This window comes from Arthrobacter sp. FW306-04-A (assembly GCF_044358315.1).
In the GTDB taxonomy this organism is placed as follows: domain Bacteria; phylum Actinomycetota; class Actinomycetes; order Actinomycetales; family Micrococcaceae; genus Arthrobacter.
In genome coordinates this window covers 2639027-2653720 of sequence record NZ_CP084559.1, presented here as the reverse complement: position 1 = coordinate 2653720, position 14694 = coordinate 2639027, and the positions used below count along the sequence as shown (strand labels likewise).

The following is a 14694-nucleotide window of genomic DNA, read 5'->3' as shown; positions in this document are numbered from 1 at the left end:
GCCATCGAAGAATCGAACGGAAATCTCAGGACTCCTTGGCAGCGGCGGCCGGTTCGTTGGCCGGGATCTTTTTGCCCAAAAGGTACAGCCGGCGAACCGACCAGCAGAAGAGCACAACCAGCAGGACATTGCGGACGGTCAAAACCAAGGCCATCCAAGGGTTGTTGTGGCTGAGGGCATCGTAGAAGAGGGGGTAGATGAAGTATGTGGCGACCGCAATAGCAATGAGCATGGCCGCTGGGACCCGCCATTCCTTCCAGCTATGCGCGAGCCCTACGGCGACAGCTGGTGCCAGCCAAACCATGAACTGCGGAGACCCGACCTTGTTGAATACCACGAAGGCCGTTGCCATGGTCAGGGAGCCGGCCAACAACAGCTCCGTGCGGTCGGCCCCGCCGCTTCGCTTGCCATTGTGAAGTGCCCAGAAAGTCAGGGCAGCGACCAGGAGTGCAGCCAAGACAAGGAGCGGCTGCATCAGTTGTGACATGAAGGGTGTGCCGGGGCCATCCACCTGCATCGAGTTGATGTCCGTATTCATGTACATCCTGGAGTCGCCCACACGAAGGACCGAGAGCCACAACCAGGGAGTAGTAAAGGTGGCCTCCAGTTGCATGCCGCGATCGCCCTGCTGGGTGAGGAAGTTGAAGAGTTTGGGCAGCGCTCCCACGGCAGCCGTGAGGCCGACCACCAGAGCGCTGGTCAGAATCCCGGCAGCCACCACACGGATTCTCTGCCTGACCACGGTGAACAAGGAAAGCATGACGGCCGCCGGCCAGACCTTCATCCAGGTGGCAACGCTCAAAAGGGTCGAGGCAATGAAAGGGTGCGACACCCCGTATGCCAGGGCGATCAGCACGATGGGCGCGGTAAATCCATCCACACGGGCGAATCCCAGCCAACCCATGATGAAGACGAAGACCAGCCACCACCATGCTGCCGGGATGGCCTCCCGACGACGTCCCCACCCCGTGAGCTTAGCGAGAGCTACGCCGTCGAGCACGGTGATCATGAGAACCCACAGGAAGAAGAACGGGCCGGGACCGGCCAAGCCTGCGATGGCCATTGGTATCAAGGCCAGGACGGGGTAGACCCACGGACTCGGCCCGCCACTGAGGTTCTCATCGCGGAAGCCCGCAGTGGTCCAATCCCGATAGATGAACGTGTCGCTGAAAGCTTCGCCGCGCAGGGAGACGATCAGCGCGAACACGAGGAAGACCAAGTGCACAACGCAGAAGCCCGCCAGCAGACCCCAGGGGGAGTTGAGCTTTGCTTGCAACGAAGAGGGAAGAACACGATGGCGGAACCGTGTGAGCGCGCTGAAGAATGAGTCCGTGGAAATGGGAGGATCCTTGTCAGGTAGTTATCGTCACAGGGTGCCGTGGGCCGTTGCGGCGGGAGCCGCTCCAGGCAACAGCAGTTCCGTTGAAATTCATGCGGAACCGGCGTGCCTGTGGGCCTTCCGCATCAAACCAGAGCCCAGTTCATCCTATCTCAGGCCACTTTCGCACTCAGACCCTCGGTCCGGAGGGCCCCGGGATGCCGCGGGCGGCGATGCTACAGTTGCAATAATCCATGGCAACCGGCACTACCACTTTGGCCCGGATGCGGCAGGGAACCGGACAGGATTTTGTTTGATGGTGACGTCGAAGTTTCGCGAGCGTGAGGTGAGGAGTTCGTTGGCTCATCCAGAGGCGCTTGGCGGATCCAACGCCCCGGTACACGGCACTTCCATCGCCAAGGCGGCAAGGACCGCGATCCTTCAAGGATTCATTGGGTCTTTGCTCATGGTGGCCGGCTCGATTGGAGTCGGCTGGCTTGCAACAACCAGCGGCGCCCTGATCCGCATGCCCCTCTTCATCATGGCCCGGACATCTCCCGTAGGAGTGATCCTGTGCACTGTGATGCTCTGCCTCGGTGCTCTGCTGCTCCTGCGCTCATGGCTGCGTATTGCCCAGCGGATCGGAGGGTGGAACCGGTCTTCACGTCCTGTGCTCCGGCGCGCATTGTGGATGTGGACAATGCCCTTGATGTTCGCGCTGCCCCTGTTTAGCAGGGATGCATATGCCTACATCGGCCAGGGGCGGCTTATGCTGCAGGGCCTGAATCCGTATACCAACGGTATCTCGGCCCTGAGCAACTATTTTTCCCTCGGACCCGACACGTTGTGGACCGAAGCCCCCACGCCTTACGGGCCGTTGTGGCTGTGGATTGAACAGGGTGCTGTGTGGGTAAGCACCGGAATCTTCGATGCGGGCATCCCCGAACTTGCCCTCATTCCCTTCCGGCTGGCCGCGCTCGGCGGGGTCTTGCTGCTCGCGATCTACGTTCCGCGATTGGCCGCACTCCATGGAGTGAACCCGGACAGGGCGCTTTGGCTTGGGGTTCTCAACCCGGTTCTCCTGATCAACTTCATCGCGAGCGCGCACAACGACTCCTTGATGTTGGGGCTGGTTGTTGCCGGGCTGTACTACGCCTCAGTCAAACGGCCCGTGCTTGGAATCGTGCTGATCACCGCTTCGATCGCCATCAAGCCAATTACCTTGATTGCTTTGCCCTTCGCTGGCCTGCTGTGGGCCGGGTACCGCGCCGGGTGGGGTCGCCGGATGTTCTGCTGGACCGCCACGCTGGGCTTGTCGCTTGTGCTACTGGCCGCCGCGGGCTTCGTGAACGGACTGGGATTCGGTTGGCTCGGTGCCCTGCAGACTCCTGGTGCCGTCTGGATCTGGTACGCGCCGGTGGGCCTGCTGGCACACACGGTGGGCTTCGCCGTCGGACTTTTCGGCGGTCCCGGCGTCCCCGTGACGGATGTCATCCAGACCATCGGAACGGCGGTCTCTGCGCTCGCTATCGTTTGGCTTGCTGTCCGCACACCAGGGCGCGGACTCGCAATGCCGACGCCGATCGACGACGCACCGGAGTTCAACAAGACTGTACTCCGCAGGATGGCTTGGGCCTTCGCCGCCGTCGTAGTCCTGGCGCCGGTGATCCAGCCTTGGTACATGGTTTGGTTGTTGGTGTTCTTCACCGTGACGGGCATCGCGGACGGACCCCAGCTTCGGACGGTCTTCTATTTGACGGCGTTCTTCACCCTTATCGCCCTGACGGACCAATTGAGCGTCTTCCAGTGGATTCCACTTGCGGTGGTACGGGGAGTGGCCATCGCTATTGCAGTCTCCTTCATTGCCTATCTGGTGTTCTATGACAAGAAGACGCACGTGTTGTTCCGCCCGCGTCGCGGCATCTTGAGGCTCAGGCCCAAGCCTAGGTCCTGAACCGGGTTTAGCCGAGGTGTTCATCGCCTCGCGCAGTGACAGCTGGCTCAGGCCGGCCCATCGGGTTTCCACGTAGTCCCGCACCCATTGGGGATCCGTTTTGGCGTACTCCCGCAGGGTCCAGCCGATTGCCTTTCTGATGAAGAACTCCTTGTCGGCGAGGTTTGCGTTTGCGCCCTTCTGCACCAGGCGACGGACCACGGGAACCCGAACGCCGAGGGAGGGCATGGGTGATTTCATGTACGCTTGCGCTGCTTTCGCCCTTTCCGGATCTGCTTCTTCCTGTAGGCGGCCCCGGATGATGGCGATTCTTCCGTGTTCCATACTGCGACTCTAGGGCAGTCCTGCGGCGGCCCGCTCCTCTGCGGCGGTCCCTGCGCGCCACCCTGTTGACTCGCGCCGGGGCGCCCATAGAGTGGGGTGGAAAGACTTCATACGGTGGCCGCATCGGGCCCCTTTTCCTAGTGCTTTGGAGGTCAGCTTTGTCCATGGTGAAGACGCCAGACGAGATTGCACTCATGCGCGAAGCCGGAAGGGTTGTTGCCAACACGCTTTCCGCGGTTCGTTCGCAAGCCGAAGTTGGGGTGTCGCTCAAGGAACTGGACAATGTTGCTGCTGCTTTCATTGAATCCGCCGGAGCCAAGCCAGCGTTCCTGAATTACCGGCCGCGGTGGGCGTCCACGCCCTTCTCCGGTGTCATTTGCACGAGCGTCAACGACGCCGTGGTGCACGGAATCCCGGACGGATATGTGCTGCAGGACGGCGATCTCCTGAGCATCGATTGCGGGGCATTCGTGGAGGGCTGGTGCGGAGATGCAGCCATAAGCTTCATCGTCGGCACTCCGGATCCTGTAGACCAGGAGTTGATCGATGCCACGGATGCCGCCCTTGCCCGCGGAATCGAGGCCGCCCGGATTGGAAACAAGATGGGCGATCTTGCGTATGCCATCGGCGGGGAAGCCAAGCGCAGCGGCTATGGCATTCTGGCCGATCACGGGGGTCACGGCATTGGCCGGACCATGCATGCCGAACCGAACGTACCGAACATCGGCCGGCCGGGCCGCGGGGTGAAGCTCGTGGAGGGTCTGGTGATCGCCATTGAGCCGATGCTGATTCTGGGTGGCAGCGACGACTACTATCACGATGACGACCAATGGACCCTGCGCTCTGCCAACGGCCGCCGGGCGGCGCACAGCGAACACACCGTCGCGATCACAGCAGACGGCCCCGTTATACTGACGCTGCCGTAAGTGGCTTTGCCTCGGCACCGCGTCCGCAAGAAATCAGTGCTGTAGGCGCATGACCGCCCTCCCCGGCACGGCTGTGGAAACTGTCGCGAAGGCCGCCGCTCTGAACAACTTGACCGTCCGCTGGTAAAGATCGGCCGAACCAGTCTTCGGCCGGAGCGAGGGATCCACGGGGTAGGCCTCAACTATTCCGGCCCCGTGGCCGAAAGCATGCCCGACGGCGGCGGCCGGCAACGCTGCGGCCACACCGCTCCGGCGGTGGCCGGGAGACACCACGAAACAACTGACCGACCAAACTACAGTCCCATCTTGCGCGACTGCTCTTGCGGCTCTTAGGACTTGGGCGAACCACCGGCACCAACACCGCGAGGGCTCGTTGCGGATGCCAAAGAGCTTTTCGACGTCGAGCCAGGTTGCGGGGCACGTGGTGATGGCGGCGGAGCCGGGGAGATTCGGGACCACGGGAACAGCGTAGATCGCGTGTGCGGGACGGGATTGGGTTGGTGTGGGCGCCGGCTCTGACAGCACACGGTTGACGAAAAACCAAGAGCGGCCCTGAACTACGTTTCCGCAGGTCAGAGCCGCTCTTTGCGTGCCCCGGGAGGGAATCGAACCCCCGACCAAGAGATTAGAAGGCTCCTGCTCTATCCTCTGAGCTACCGAGGCTGGTGGCACATGCACAGCACGTGGCTGAGGCGCCATCAAGAGTTTACATTGCGGCGGCTGCCTGTGCTGTCAGGTCGGTCAAGAGCGTGACTCCTCCTCCACAGGCGGCTATTCGGCGTGGCTATGCACATACGGGAATTGGGTACTGCCAGGGAACTTGGCAGGGCGAGAAGCTGAAAGAGCCAGCCTGGCAATCAACTCACGTTAGGACAAGACCATGAACGATATCATCACCGTCCGGGGATTCGTGGCCTCGGAAATCAGAAGCTCGACGACGCCGGGCGGAACAGGCACTGCCTCGTTCCGACTGGGTTCCACGGAGCGCAGGTTCGACCGCGCCAACGATGTCTGGGTGGATGGCAACACCAATTGGTTCAGCGTCCAGGCATTCAGGCATCTCGCGGGAAACATTGGATGCAGCGTCAAGAAAGGCCAGCGGATCATCGTGGTCGGGAAACTCAAGTTGAGGCAATGGGAACACGACGGCAAGATCTACCATGTTGCCGAGATCATTGCCGAATCGGTGGGGCACGACCTCATGTGGGGCTCGGCGAACTTCATTCGGACCACAAGCGGCACGAGTCCGCAGATCACACCCGCTGCCCCGGACGTGGAGCCGGAGAACCCGTGGCCTTCGGCGGATGAAGACGGTGAAGACGGCCCGCATGACGACGAGGACCCGGGTGCCGCAGCTGAGCGGGGAGTCATTCTTCCAGCCGGAGAAGGCGACGAGCCGGTTCTTGTTGATGCTGATACCGGAGAACTTGTGGACGCAGGTGTTTGAAATAATGATGCCGTGGACATCCGCGGGTTGCCGTGCGGCGCAGCAGACAGCGCGCCGCATGGCAGAATGGCCGGGTGATGAGCAGGGGAACGCCGCGAAAACCATCAGGACAGCGCCACGTCGCTGGAAGCCGACGCTTGCTGCTTGGGGTGCCGCTCCTCGTCGCCGGACTGGTGGCGGGCTGTTCCGCGCCGGCCCCTGTCGTGTCTGGAGGCAATCCAATTTCATCGCCTTCCCCGTCGGGCCCAGCCACCGCAAGTCCAGCCTCCTCTGGTCCGGCCACCGCCAGTCCCGGCGCTGGAATCCCTTCGGCTTCGCTCAGCCCAAGCACGGTGAGCCTGAAGCAGACCATGGAGTCCGCGCTCAAGACCCTGGCCGCGGCAACGCCGAAACCGGCACAAGAAGCATTGCGATCACAACTCGTTTCAGCCGGCATTCCCGCGTCGACTTTGGAAGTGTCCGCGAGCAAGACGCCCACAGGACTGGACGCCGATGCCATCGAGGCGGCGGCCAAGCTGGACAAGGACTGTGTCCTGGGCGAGATCAGGGACGGCCAGGTATCGGTGTCCGTCCTGCCCGTGCTGGACAGCGGCAAATGCTTCGTCGGGGACTCCCGCTAGTAGGGCCGAATGTGAGTTATGCCTTGCCACCCATTAGATTTAACGGCATGGCGGAATTCATTTATACGATGACCAAGGCTCGCAAGGCCGTTGGCGAAAAACTAATCCTGGACGATGTCAGCATGTCGTTCTTCCCTGGCGCGAAGATCGGCGTCGTTGGCCCGAACGGAGCCGGCAAATCCACGATCCTGAAGATCATGGCTGGCATCGACACACCGTCGAACGGCGAAGCCCGCCTCAGCCCCGGCTACTCCGTGGGCATCCTCCTGCAGGAGCCGCCCCTGAACGAGGAAAAGACCGTCCTGGGCAACGTCCAGGAAGGCGTAGGCGAGATCTACTCTAAGATCCAGCGCTTCAACGAGATCTCCGAGGAAATGGCCAACCCGGATGCCGACTACGACACCCTCCTGGAGGAAATGGGCCACCTCCAGGAAGCCATCGATGCTGCAGATGCCTGGGACATCGATTCCCAGCTCGAACAGGCCATGGACGCGCTGCGCTGCCCGCCGGGCGACTCCGACGTGACCGTCCTGTCCGGTGGTGAGCGCCGCCGCGTGGCGCTCTGCAAACTCCTGCTCCAGAAGCCTGACCTCCTGCTCCTTGACGAGCCCACCAACCACTTGGATGCCGAAAGTGTCTTGTGGTTGGAGCAGCACCTCTCTTCCTACCCCGGCGCTGTCCTCGCGATCACTCACGATCGCTACTTCCTGGACCACGTCGCCGAGTGGATCTGTGAAGTCGACCGCGGCCGCCTGTACCCCTATGAAGGCAACTACTCCACGTACTTGGAAAAGAAGCGCGCCCGCCTGGAAATCCAGGGCAAGAAGGACGCCAAGCAGGCCAAGCGGCTCACCGAAGAACTCGAATGGGTCCGTTCCAACGCCAAGGGCCGCCAGACCAAGTCGAAGGCTCGCCTGGCCCGGTACGAGGAGATGGCAGCCGAGGCTGACCGCACCAGGAAGCTCGACTTCGAGGAAATCCAGATTCCGCCGGGACCCCGACTGGGTGGCCTGGTCCTGGAAGCGAAGAACCTGCAGAAGGGCTTCGAAGACCGGACCCTGATCGACGGGCTTTCGTTCTCTCTTCCCCGCAACGGCATTGTTGGCGTCATCGGCCCCAATGGCGTCGGCAAGACCACCTTGTTCAAGACCATCGTTGGGCTCGAACCCCTCGACGGCGGCGACCTCAAGGTCGGCGACTCCGTGAAGATCTCCTACGCCGACCAGAGCCGCGGCGGCATCGACCCCAACAAGACGCTCTGGGAGGTCGTCTCCGACGGTCTCGACTTCATCCAGGTCGGCCACGTTGAAATGCCGTCCCGTGCCTACGTCGCGGCCTTCGGCTTCAAGGGTCCAGACCAGCAGAAGAAAGCCGGGGTACTCTCCGGCGGTGAGCGCAACCGTCTGAACCTGGCGCTGACCCTTAAGCAGGGCGGAAACCTGCTGTTGCTTGACGAGCCCACCAACGACCTCGACGTCGAAACCCTCAGCAGCCTAGAGAACGCCCTGCTCGAGTTCCCCGGCTGTGCTGTAGTGGTCTCTCACGACCGGTGGTTCCTCGACCGTGTCGCCACCCACATCCTGGCTTATGAAGGCGATGAGGAAAACCCCTCGAAGTGGTACTGGTTCGAGGGTAACTTCGAGTCCTACGAAGAAAACAAGGTGGAGCGCCTCGGCCCGGACGCTGCCAAGCCGCACCGTGTGACGCACCGCAAGCTGACCCGCGACTAAGCGGATCCAACCAAAGAAGGCCGGCGCCCCTGGAAGATTTTTCCGGGGCGCCGGCCTTCTTTGCTGCGATGATCTTGGCCGCGCAGTGGCAGCGACGCAAGCAACTACTGCGGAATCCGGAGCATGCCCTCCTGCGCCACGGTGGCGACGTGCAGGCCATCACGGCTGAAGATCTTGCCGGTGGCAAGTCCGCGCGCACCCTGGGCGCTGGGGGACTCCTGGACGTAGAGCAGCCATTCATCCACGCGGACGGGACGGTGCCACCACATGGCGTGGTCAAGGCTGGCTACACTCATGCCCGGCGTCATCCAGCTCAATCCGTTCTTGCGCAGCACCGATTCCAAGATGGTGTAGTCGCTCGCGTAGGCGAGGGCTGCCAAGTGAAGGTTGGGATCGTCCGGCATCGGGCCGAAGGTCTTCATCCAGACGGCATTGCTGGCTATCCGGTCCTTGGGCGCTTCCACATACAAAGCGGGATCGACGTGGCGCACGTCGAAAGGCCGCTCGAAGGACATGTGGCGGGCCAACGGATGGTCGTACTTCTGCAGGAGTTCCGCGGTACTCGGCAAGGATTCGGGGTCCGGAATTCCCGCTGGCATGGACGACTGGTGATCCACGCCTTCTGCCTCGGTCTGGAAGGAAGCGATCATCGACAGGATCGGTTGGCCCTCCTGGTACGCATGCACCCGACGCGCAGAGAACGAGCGTCCGTCACGGAGCCGTTCAACGCTGAAAGTAATGGGTTGGTTGGCGTCCCCTGGACGAAGGAAATAGCCGTGCATCGAATGGACGGCTCGGTCCTCATCCACAGTGCGCATACCAGCCACGAGTGATTGAGCCAGGACTTGGCCACCGAACACCCGATGTCGGGGCTGTTTCTGGGACGGTCCGAGGAAGATGTCCTCGGCGGTCCTCGCGCCGTCGAAATCGGCCAGGGACAGCAGCTCGATGAGGGTGAATGTCGGGTCCTCAATGGCAACCTGATGTTCCAGGCCGGCGTGCGCGTCAGTCATGGTTCGACTCTAGACGCCGCACCGACCCCACTCAACCGAGGACATGCCGGTAGAGTCGATGATGTGTCCGATGTACTGACCCAGTCCTTCCGTTTCGTCGATCCCCGTGATCTGGCGGATCTCCGCACCTATGTCACGCGCGCCAAGAGCATCGACGACGGCGCGATTCGGCTCCAGGCTTCCGGTCGCGTCCTGGCTGCATATGTCTGCGTCCTAAGGCCGCGTCTCCTGGGCGAATCGACCCCCACCATCCTCGGGCTGCGAACCATCGCCCTGGCAGATGACGCCCATGCGGACGTCACTGTGACCCTGTCCTCCGTCCTGGACCGCCTCGCGCGGTCCGGTGCCGACGACGTCGAGCTGGCGATCCCCCCGTCGACCGTTTCCGAGTCGTGGGCCGGAGTCGGGGCGCCCCGCGGCGGCTGGGAGCCGCTCGGTTCAGTGCCCGACGCCGAACTCAGGACCGTGGCGAATGCCGGCATAGCCGAGGTGGCCGGGATTGTTCCGGATCAGCCCGGCGCTTTGATCGTCAACAATGCCAGGGCAGCGGTGTGGGGACGGGAGATTCCCGGGCTCGGCGGCGTGCCAGCAGGCGTGGCGTTCGCGGCCTTGGCTCTCGGTTTCCTTGGCGATGGGGAGCACCGCCTCTTCCGCAACGGGCGTTGGTTCCGGCTCAGCGGAAGCCGGGGCCACATCTTGGCGCGATCCGGATCAGGCCTGGGCTTCCAGGCCCGCTGAGCCCCAGCCAACACCGAGCCAACCCAACCAAGGCCCCTACACGCTCATCAGGGTTGCCGGACCGACGGGCTGTTCACCATGGTGAGTGCGGCCCGCTCCATGTAGTCCCACAGCGTACCTTCGTGCAGTGGCGACAAATCGAGCGAATCCACTGCCGCACGCATGTGGAAGAGCCAGCGGTCTTTGGCTTCGGGCGTCACCTGGAACGGCATGTGCCGCATCCTCAGGCGGGGGTGCCCACGTTCCTCGCTGTAGGTGCCCGGACCGCCCCAATACTGCTCAAGAAACATGAGGAAGCGTCGCTTTGCCGGGGCGAGGTCCTGTTCCGGGTACATGGGCCGGAGCAATGGATCTCCGGCGACGCCGTCGTAGAAGGCATCGATGAGTTTCACGAAAGTCTCGTGGCCACCGATGGCCTCATAGAAGCTGTCGGTGTAGGCAGGCTGGCTAAAGGGATCGTTTTGCATCAACTGCCGCCGTTCGGCCGGCTGCGGTGCCGCGGATTCCGGCTCGCTGCCCATGTCACTCACCTGCTTTCTGCTCTTGAATCTTCAGAGATTCCTTTGAAGATTCAGGTGCACCCGATGCGGCGGTTTCGGCAGGCGCAGTACCCGGGGGTGCAGGCGGAACGTCGTCCGGGACGGCTGGTTCCTCCGGCACGTAGTCGCCTTGCGAGCGGTTGCCCACCCTCAGGATTTCTCCGTTGCGCAGATACCAGATGGCGCCGTCCTCGGCCCGGAGCCGGGTGATCCGGAGGCCTACGGATTCAACGGTGCCAATCACTTCGGTGGTCACGATCACGTCGCCGATCCCGAACTGGTCTTCGATGGTGATGAAGATGCCGGACAGGAAATCGCGGATAAGCTGTTGGGCGCCGAAGCCAATGGCCACACCCAAAATGCCGACGCTCGTGAGCAGCGGTGCGATATCCACATTCAGGTATTTGAGGACGTAGATGATGACGATGACTACCACCACCACGCTCAGCACGCTCGTCAGCAGCGAGCCGATGGTGTGGGCGCGTTGGGCGCGGCGTTCATGGTCGAGCGCCCGGAAGGCCGGCTGGACCCACCTGAAATGCGCTTTCTTGAAGAAGCTGGTGCCCTCTGCCACGCTGCGGGTGATACGCAGAATGATGAACCGGGCCACAACCCAGACCACCAACCCAACGCCCAGCGTCACGAAGATTGACGCGAAATCGATCTTGGCTGCATCGGCCACGATGTTGTCGGTCGACGAGGCGACGTTCATGTGCGGGAATGCTCCTCACGGGATCCAATTGTTCGCCGGGCCCTTTTTTGCCGGGCGCTGAACACTCTGTCCACGGTCAACCCTATCGCCGTAGCGTGGCCGCGTGCGCATCCTGATTCTTGGCGGAACAGCCTCATTGTCATCTGACTAGCTGATGGCCGCCGTCGTGCTCGGCTCATGCAGAACGGGAAAGTTGACGCTGCGGGCGATGAAGCACATTTGGTTGGCCTCATGGTGCAATTCGTCCGCGAGGGAAATATGCGCCGCGTCGGAAACCGTGACCTGCGGCTTCAACGTGACGTTCTCGAACTGTCCACTGCCATCGCGGTTGAGGCGCATCATCCCCTCGGCATGGTCCACGTAGTCCGTGACCACTACGCCGTGTTTGACCGCGACGTGCAGGAAGGACAGCATGTGGCACTGGGACAAGGCGGTGAGGAGCAACTGTTCGGGGTTGTACCGGCTACGGTCGCCATGGAACGTTGGGTCCGAGGATCCCTTCAGGACGGGCAGCCCCGGGATCTCGACATCGTGGTCCCGGGAATAGCCGCGGTAAGTCGAGGTCCCGCTCCCCAGATTTCCGGTCCAGCGCACGGTCAGGGAGTAGCGGTGTTCGTCCAGGCTCATGCGGAAAGTCTAGCGGCGGTGCCTTCGCGGGCGGCACACGGAAAGGCCCCGGTTCCATTGACGCGGAACCGGGGCCTGATGGTGAGTTACCTGACGGTATCTTAGGCGTCTGCTGCGCGGGCCCTCAGGGCGCGGGCAACGCCGTCGCGGTTTTCGAGCATCATGCGCCGCAGGGCGCTGCTGTCCGCCGGCAGCTCAGCCAGGAACTCATCCGTGCGGTCCACCGTGGCCTGTGTGGTCAGCTGCGCCGGGTAGAGCCCGACGACGATTTGCTGGGCTAGCGCATGGGTTCGGTTGGCGACAATCTCCGGGACGGCCTCAAAGTACTTTTCCGCGTACGGTTCCAGCAGGGAGGTGTCCAGCACCCGCGTGAAGCCGGCGACGGCCGAGCTTTGGATGGCATTGGAAAGCTCGCCGGTCACAACGATCTTCTTCCACGCCTTGGCCTTGGCCTCGGGAGTGGGAAGGGCTGCCGTCGCCAGGGCGGCGGCGTTCTGGCCGTTGGCCGTGTGGTCACGCTCGAGCTCGGCGTCGATCCGGTCCTGGCCATGGCGGCCACCCACCACCAGCGAGGTGAGGAGTTCCCAGCGCAAGTCCTGGTCAACGGTCAGTCCATCCAGGACTGTGCTGCCGTCCAGGAGCGCCTGGACCGTGTCCAGTTGGGAGCTGCTGGCGGCAAGCAGCGCGAAGGACTTTGCGAATTGGAGCTGGGCGTCCGATCCGGCAGGCACGGAGGACGAGAGTTCCCACAGCGCGTCCGCGGCGGCCACGGTGGCGGCATCCTTGTGTTCCGCTGCGACGTAGTAGGTCAGCGTGGTGGCCAGTTGGCGGAGTTGGGTCAGGATCACGGAGGAATCGGTCTCGGACGCGATGTTCGCCAAAATCAGTTCGACGTAGCCCCGGGCCGGAGTCTCGGCGTCGCGGGCCGCATCCCACGCGGAGCCCCACACGAGGGTTCGTGGCAGGCTGCCGGAAAAGTCCTTCAGGTGCGCTTTTGCGGTGGCCCAGGATGCGGGGTCGAGGCGCACCTTCGCGTAGGCGAGGTCGTCATCGTTGAGCAGGACCAGGTCCGGACGTGCCAGCCCGGCAAGTGCGGGGACATCGGTCCGCGCGCCGTCGACGTCGAGCTCTTCCCTGTGGGTGCGTTCGAGCTTGCCGGCGGCCGAAAGGTTGTAGAAGCCAACCGCGAGGCGGTGTGGACGCAGGGTGGGCTGTTCGTCGATGGCTGTCTGCAGGATCGAAAACGAAGTGATCGTGCCGTCTGCGTCGGCCTCGAGCTCGGGGGCGAGCGTGTTGACGCCGGCGGTCTCGAGCCAGAGCTTGCCCCACTGGTCCAAGTCGCGGCCACTGGCAGCTTCGAGTTCCTTCATGAGGTCTACCAGCTCGGTGTTCTGCCACGCATGCTTCTGGAAATACTCTCGGACGCCGGCCATGAACTGATCCGGCCCCACCCAGGCAACCAACTGCCGCAGGACGGAAGCTCCCTTGGCATACGTGATGCCGTCGAAATTGACCTCGACATCCTGGAGATCATTGATCTCCGCGAAAATCGGGTGGGTGGTGGGAAGTTGGTCCTGGCGGTATGCCCAGGATTTCTCCACGGAGGCAAAGGTGGTCCAGGCCCGGTCGAATTCGGTGTTTTCGACCGCGGCGAGGTGGGACATGTACTCGGCAAAGGACTCGTTGAGCCAGAGGTCGTTCCACCAGCGCATCGTGACGAGGTCGCCGAACCACATGTGGGCCAGCTCGTGCAGCACGGTGATGGCCCGGCGTTCGATCTGGGCGCCGGTGACCTTGCCACGGAAGACGTAGCCCTCGAGGATCGTCACGGCGCCTGCGTTTTCCATCGCACCGGCGTTGAACTCGGGGACGAACAGCTGGTCGTACTTCTCGAAGGGGTATGGGAAACCGAACTGGGCCTCGAAGAACTCAAAACCCTGGCGGGTCAGTTCGAAGATGTTGTCGGCGTCCAGGTACTGCATGAGGGACTTACGGGCAAAGACGCCCAGGGGGATGACCCGGCCGTCGGAGCTGGTGACCCGGCTGCGGACCGCTTGGTACGGGCCCGCGATCAGGGCTGTGACGTAGGAAGAGATCCGGGGGGTGGAGGCGAAATGCCAGACCGAGCGCGCACCGCCGTCGTCCGCCGGAGGGGTTTCCACCGGGACGGGAGTGGGGGAGTTGGAGATGAGATCCCAGTGTGAAGGGGCAGTTACCGTGAACGTGAATGCCGCCTTCAGGTCCGGCTGCTCGAACACAGCGAACATGCGGCGGGAATCGGGCACTTCGAACTGTGTGTACAGGTAGACCTCGTTGTCCACCGGATCAACGAAGCGGTGCAGGCCTTCACCCGTGTTCATGTAGGGGGCATCGGCAACTACCGTGAGCTCGTTCTCCGCGGCGAGCTCCGGCAGTTGGATGCGGACGCCGTCGGACACCACCGCGGGATCCAGCTCGGTGCCGTTCAGCGTCACGCTATGCACGGTTTCCGTGATCGCGTCGATGAAGCTTGAGGCACCCTCGACGGCGGAGAACTTCACCACCGTGGTGGAGCCGAAGACCGTGGCGCCCTTCGTAAAGTCGAGGGTGACGTCGTACGAGGTCACGGTGAGCAATTCTGCGCGCTGTGCCGCTTCTTCGCGCGTCAGGTTCAGGCCTGGCAAGGTGGTGCCTCCAAGAATGGGTTGCAGAAAGCCGGCTGACTTCGCCAATGCCGGCGCTGTGAAGTCATTCTTTCATTTGATCC

At 62.7% G+C, this 14694-nt stretch carries 13 protein-coding genes, 1 tRNA gene and 1 pseudogene; 6 read left to right on the top strand and 9 right to left on the bottom strand.

Features of this window, described 5'->3' with window-relative positions; translation table 11 throughout:
• Positions 1–25: 25 nt before the first annotated feature.
• Positions 26–1339, bottom strand: a complete 1314-nt coding sequence (locus LFT43_RS12145) for a glycosyltransferase 87 family protein (RefSeq protein WP_395803045.1) — start codon at positions 1337–1339, stop codon at positions 26–28.
• A gap of 337 nt (positions 1340–1676) precedes the next feature.
• Here LFT43_RS12145 and mptB point away from each other — a divergent pair, with 337 nt between their 5' ends.
• A complete protein-coding gene (gene mptB / locus LFT43_RS12140) occupies positions 1677–3272 on the top strand; it encodes a polyprenol phosphomannose-dependent alpha 1,6 mannosyltransferase MptB (RefSeq protein WP_395797098.1) in 1596 nt (531 codons plus the stop codon).
• An 81-nt stretch (positions 3273–3353) separates the two neighbouring features.
• Here mptB and LFT43_RS12135 read toward each other — a convergent pair.
• A pseudogene (locus tag LFT43_RS12135) lies at positions 3354–3596 on the bottom strand (DNA alkylation repair protein); the annotation flags it as partial.
• Positions 3597–3754: 158 nt separating this feature from the next.
• Between LFT43_RS12135 and map the strand changes: the two are divergent.
• Positions 3755–4522: a type I methionyl aminopeptidase gene (map, locus tag LFT43_RS12130; protein ID WP_395797096.1), complete on the top strand. Its 768-nt coding sequence runs from the start codon at positions 3755–3757 to the stop codon at positions 4520–4522.
• A gap of 33 nt (positions 4523–4555) precedes the next feature.
• Here the strand turns inward: map and LFT43_RS12125 are convergent, their stop codons facing one another.
• Both LFT43_RS12125 and LFT43_RS12120 read right to left on the bottom strand, forming a co-directional pair.
• Positions 4556–4981: a GNAT family N-acetyltransferase gene (locus LFT43_RS12125; protein ID WP_395797094.1), complete on the bottom strand. Its 426-nt coding sequence runs from the start codon at positions 4979–4981 to the stop codon at positions 4556–4558.
• 131 nt (positions 4982–5112) lie between these two features.
• A tRNA-Arg gene (locus tag LFT43_RS12120) sits at positions 5113–5185 on the bottom strand.
• Positions 5186–5402: 217 nt separating this feature from the next.
• On the opposite strand from LFT43_RS12120, the gene LFT43_RS12115 reads away from it, so the two are divergent.
• The 3 genes from LFT43_RS12115 to ettA all read left to right on the top strand — a co-directional run bounded on the left by LFT43_RS12115 (position 5403) and on the right by ettA (position 8319).
• Positions 5403–5969, top strand: coding sequence for a single-stranded DNA-binding protein (locus LFT43_RS12115; RefSeq protein ID WP_395797092.1), 567 nt, complete (start codon positions 5403–5405; stop codon positions 5967–5969).
• Between the two features lie 332 nt (positions 5970–6301).
• Positions 6302–6589, top strand: coding sequence for a DUF6993 domain-containing protein (locus LFT43_RS12110; protein WP_395797090.1), 288 nt, complete (start codon positions 6302–6304; stop codon positions 6587–6589).
• A 47-nt stretch (positions 6590–6636) separates the two neighbouring features.
• Positions 6637–8319 (top strand): energy-dependent translational throttle protein EttA, encoded by a 1683-nt coding sequence (gene ettA / locus LFT43_RS12105; RefSeq protein ID WP_265979931.1) that lies wholly within the window; start codon positions 6637–6639, stop codon positions 8317–8319.
• Positions 8320–8423: 104 nt separating this feature from the next.
• Here the strand turns inward: ettA and LFT43_RS12100 are convergent, their stop codons facing one another.
• Complete coding sequence (locus LFT43_RS12100; protein WP_395797088.1) at positions 8424–9332, bottom strand: acyl-CoA thioesterase; 909 nt, start codon at positions 9330–9332, stop codon at positions 8424–8426.
• Between the two features lie 63 nt (positions 9333–9395).
• Between LFT43_RS12100 and LFT43_RS12095 the strand changes: the two genes are divergently transcribed.
• A complete protein-coding gene (locus tag LFT43_RS12095) occupies positions 9396–10070 on the top strand; it encodes a hypothetical protein (protein WP_395797086.1) in 675 nt (224 codons plus the stop codon).
• 47 nt (positions 10071–10117) lie between these two features.
• On the opposite strand, the gene LFT43_RS12090 is transcribed toward LFT43_RS12095, so the two are convergent.
• The 4 genes from LFT43_RS12090 to pepN form a co-directional block, all read right to left on the bottom strand.
• Positions 10118–10591: a globin gene (locus tag LFT43_RS12090; protein ID WP_395797084.1), complete on the bottom strand. Its 474-nt coding sequence runs from the start codon at positions 10589–10591 to the stop codon at positions 10118–10120.
• Between the two features lies 1 nt (position 10592).
• Positions 10593–11321, bottom strand: a complete 729-nt coding sequence (locus LFT43_RS12085) for a mechanosensitive ion channel family protein (protein ID WP_395797082.1) — start codon at positions 11319–11321, stop codon at positions 10593–10595.
• Between the two features lie 147 nt (positions 11322–11468).
• Entirely contained in the window at positions 11469–11948 is a 480-nt protein-coding gene (locus LFT43_RS12080; RefSeq protein ID WP_395797080.1) for an OsmC family protein, read from the bottom strand.
• A 101-nt stretch (positions 11949–12049) separates the two neighbouring features.
• A complete protein-coding gene (pepN, locus tag LFT43_RS12075) occupies positions 12050–14611 on the bottom strand; it encodes an aminopeptidase N (protein ID WP_395797078.1) in 2562 nt (853 codons plus the stop codon).
• Positions 14612–14694 lie beyond the last annotated feature (83 nt).

Excerpts from the sequence above, each read along its gene's own strand:
- LFT43_RS12100 (WP_395797088.1), bottom strand. The coding sequence starts at position 9,332 with ATGACTGACGCGCACGCCGGCCTGGAACATCAGGTTGCCATTGAGGAC.
- LFT43_RS12115 (WP_395797092.1), top strand. The coding sequence starts at position 5,403 with ATGAACGATATCATCACCGTCCGGGGATTCGTGGCCTCGGAAATCAGA.
- LFT43_RS12085 (WP_395797082.1), bottom strand. The coding sequence starts at position 11,321 with ATGAACGTCGCCTCGTCGACCGACAACATCGTGGCCGATGCAGCCAAG.
- ettA (WP_265979931.1), top strand. The coding sequence starts at position 6,637 with ATGGCGGAATTCATTTATACGATGACCAAGGCTCGCAAGGCCGTTGGC.
- LFT43_RS12080 (WP_395797080.1), bottom strand. The coding sequence starts at position 11,948 with ATGAGCCTGGACGAACACCGCTACTCCCTGACCGTGCGCTGGACCGGA.
- LFT43_RS12090 (WP_395797084.1), bottom strand. The coding sequence starts at position 10,591 with ATGGGCAGCGAGCCGGAATCCGCGGCACCGCAGCCGGCCGAACGGCGG.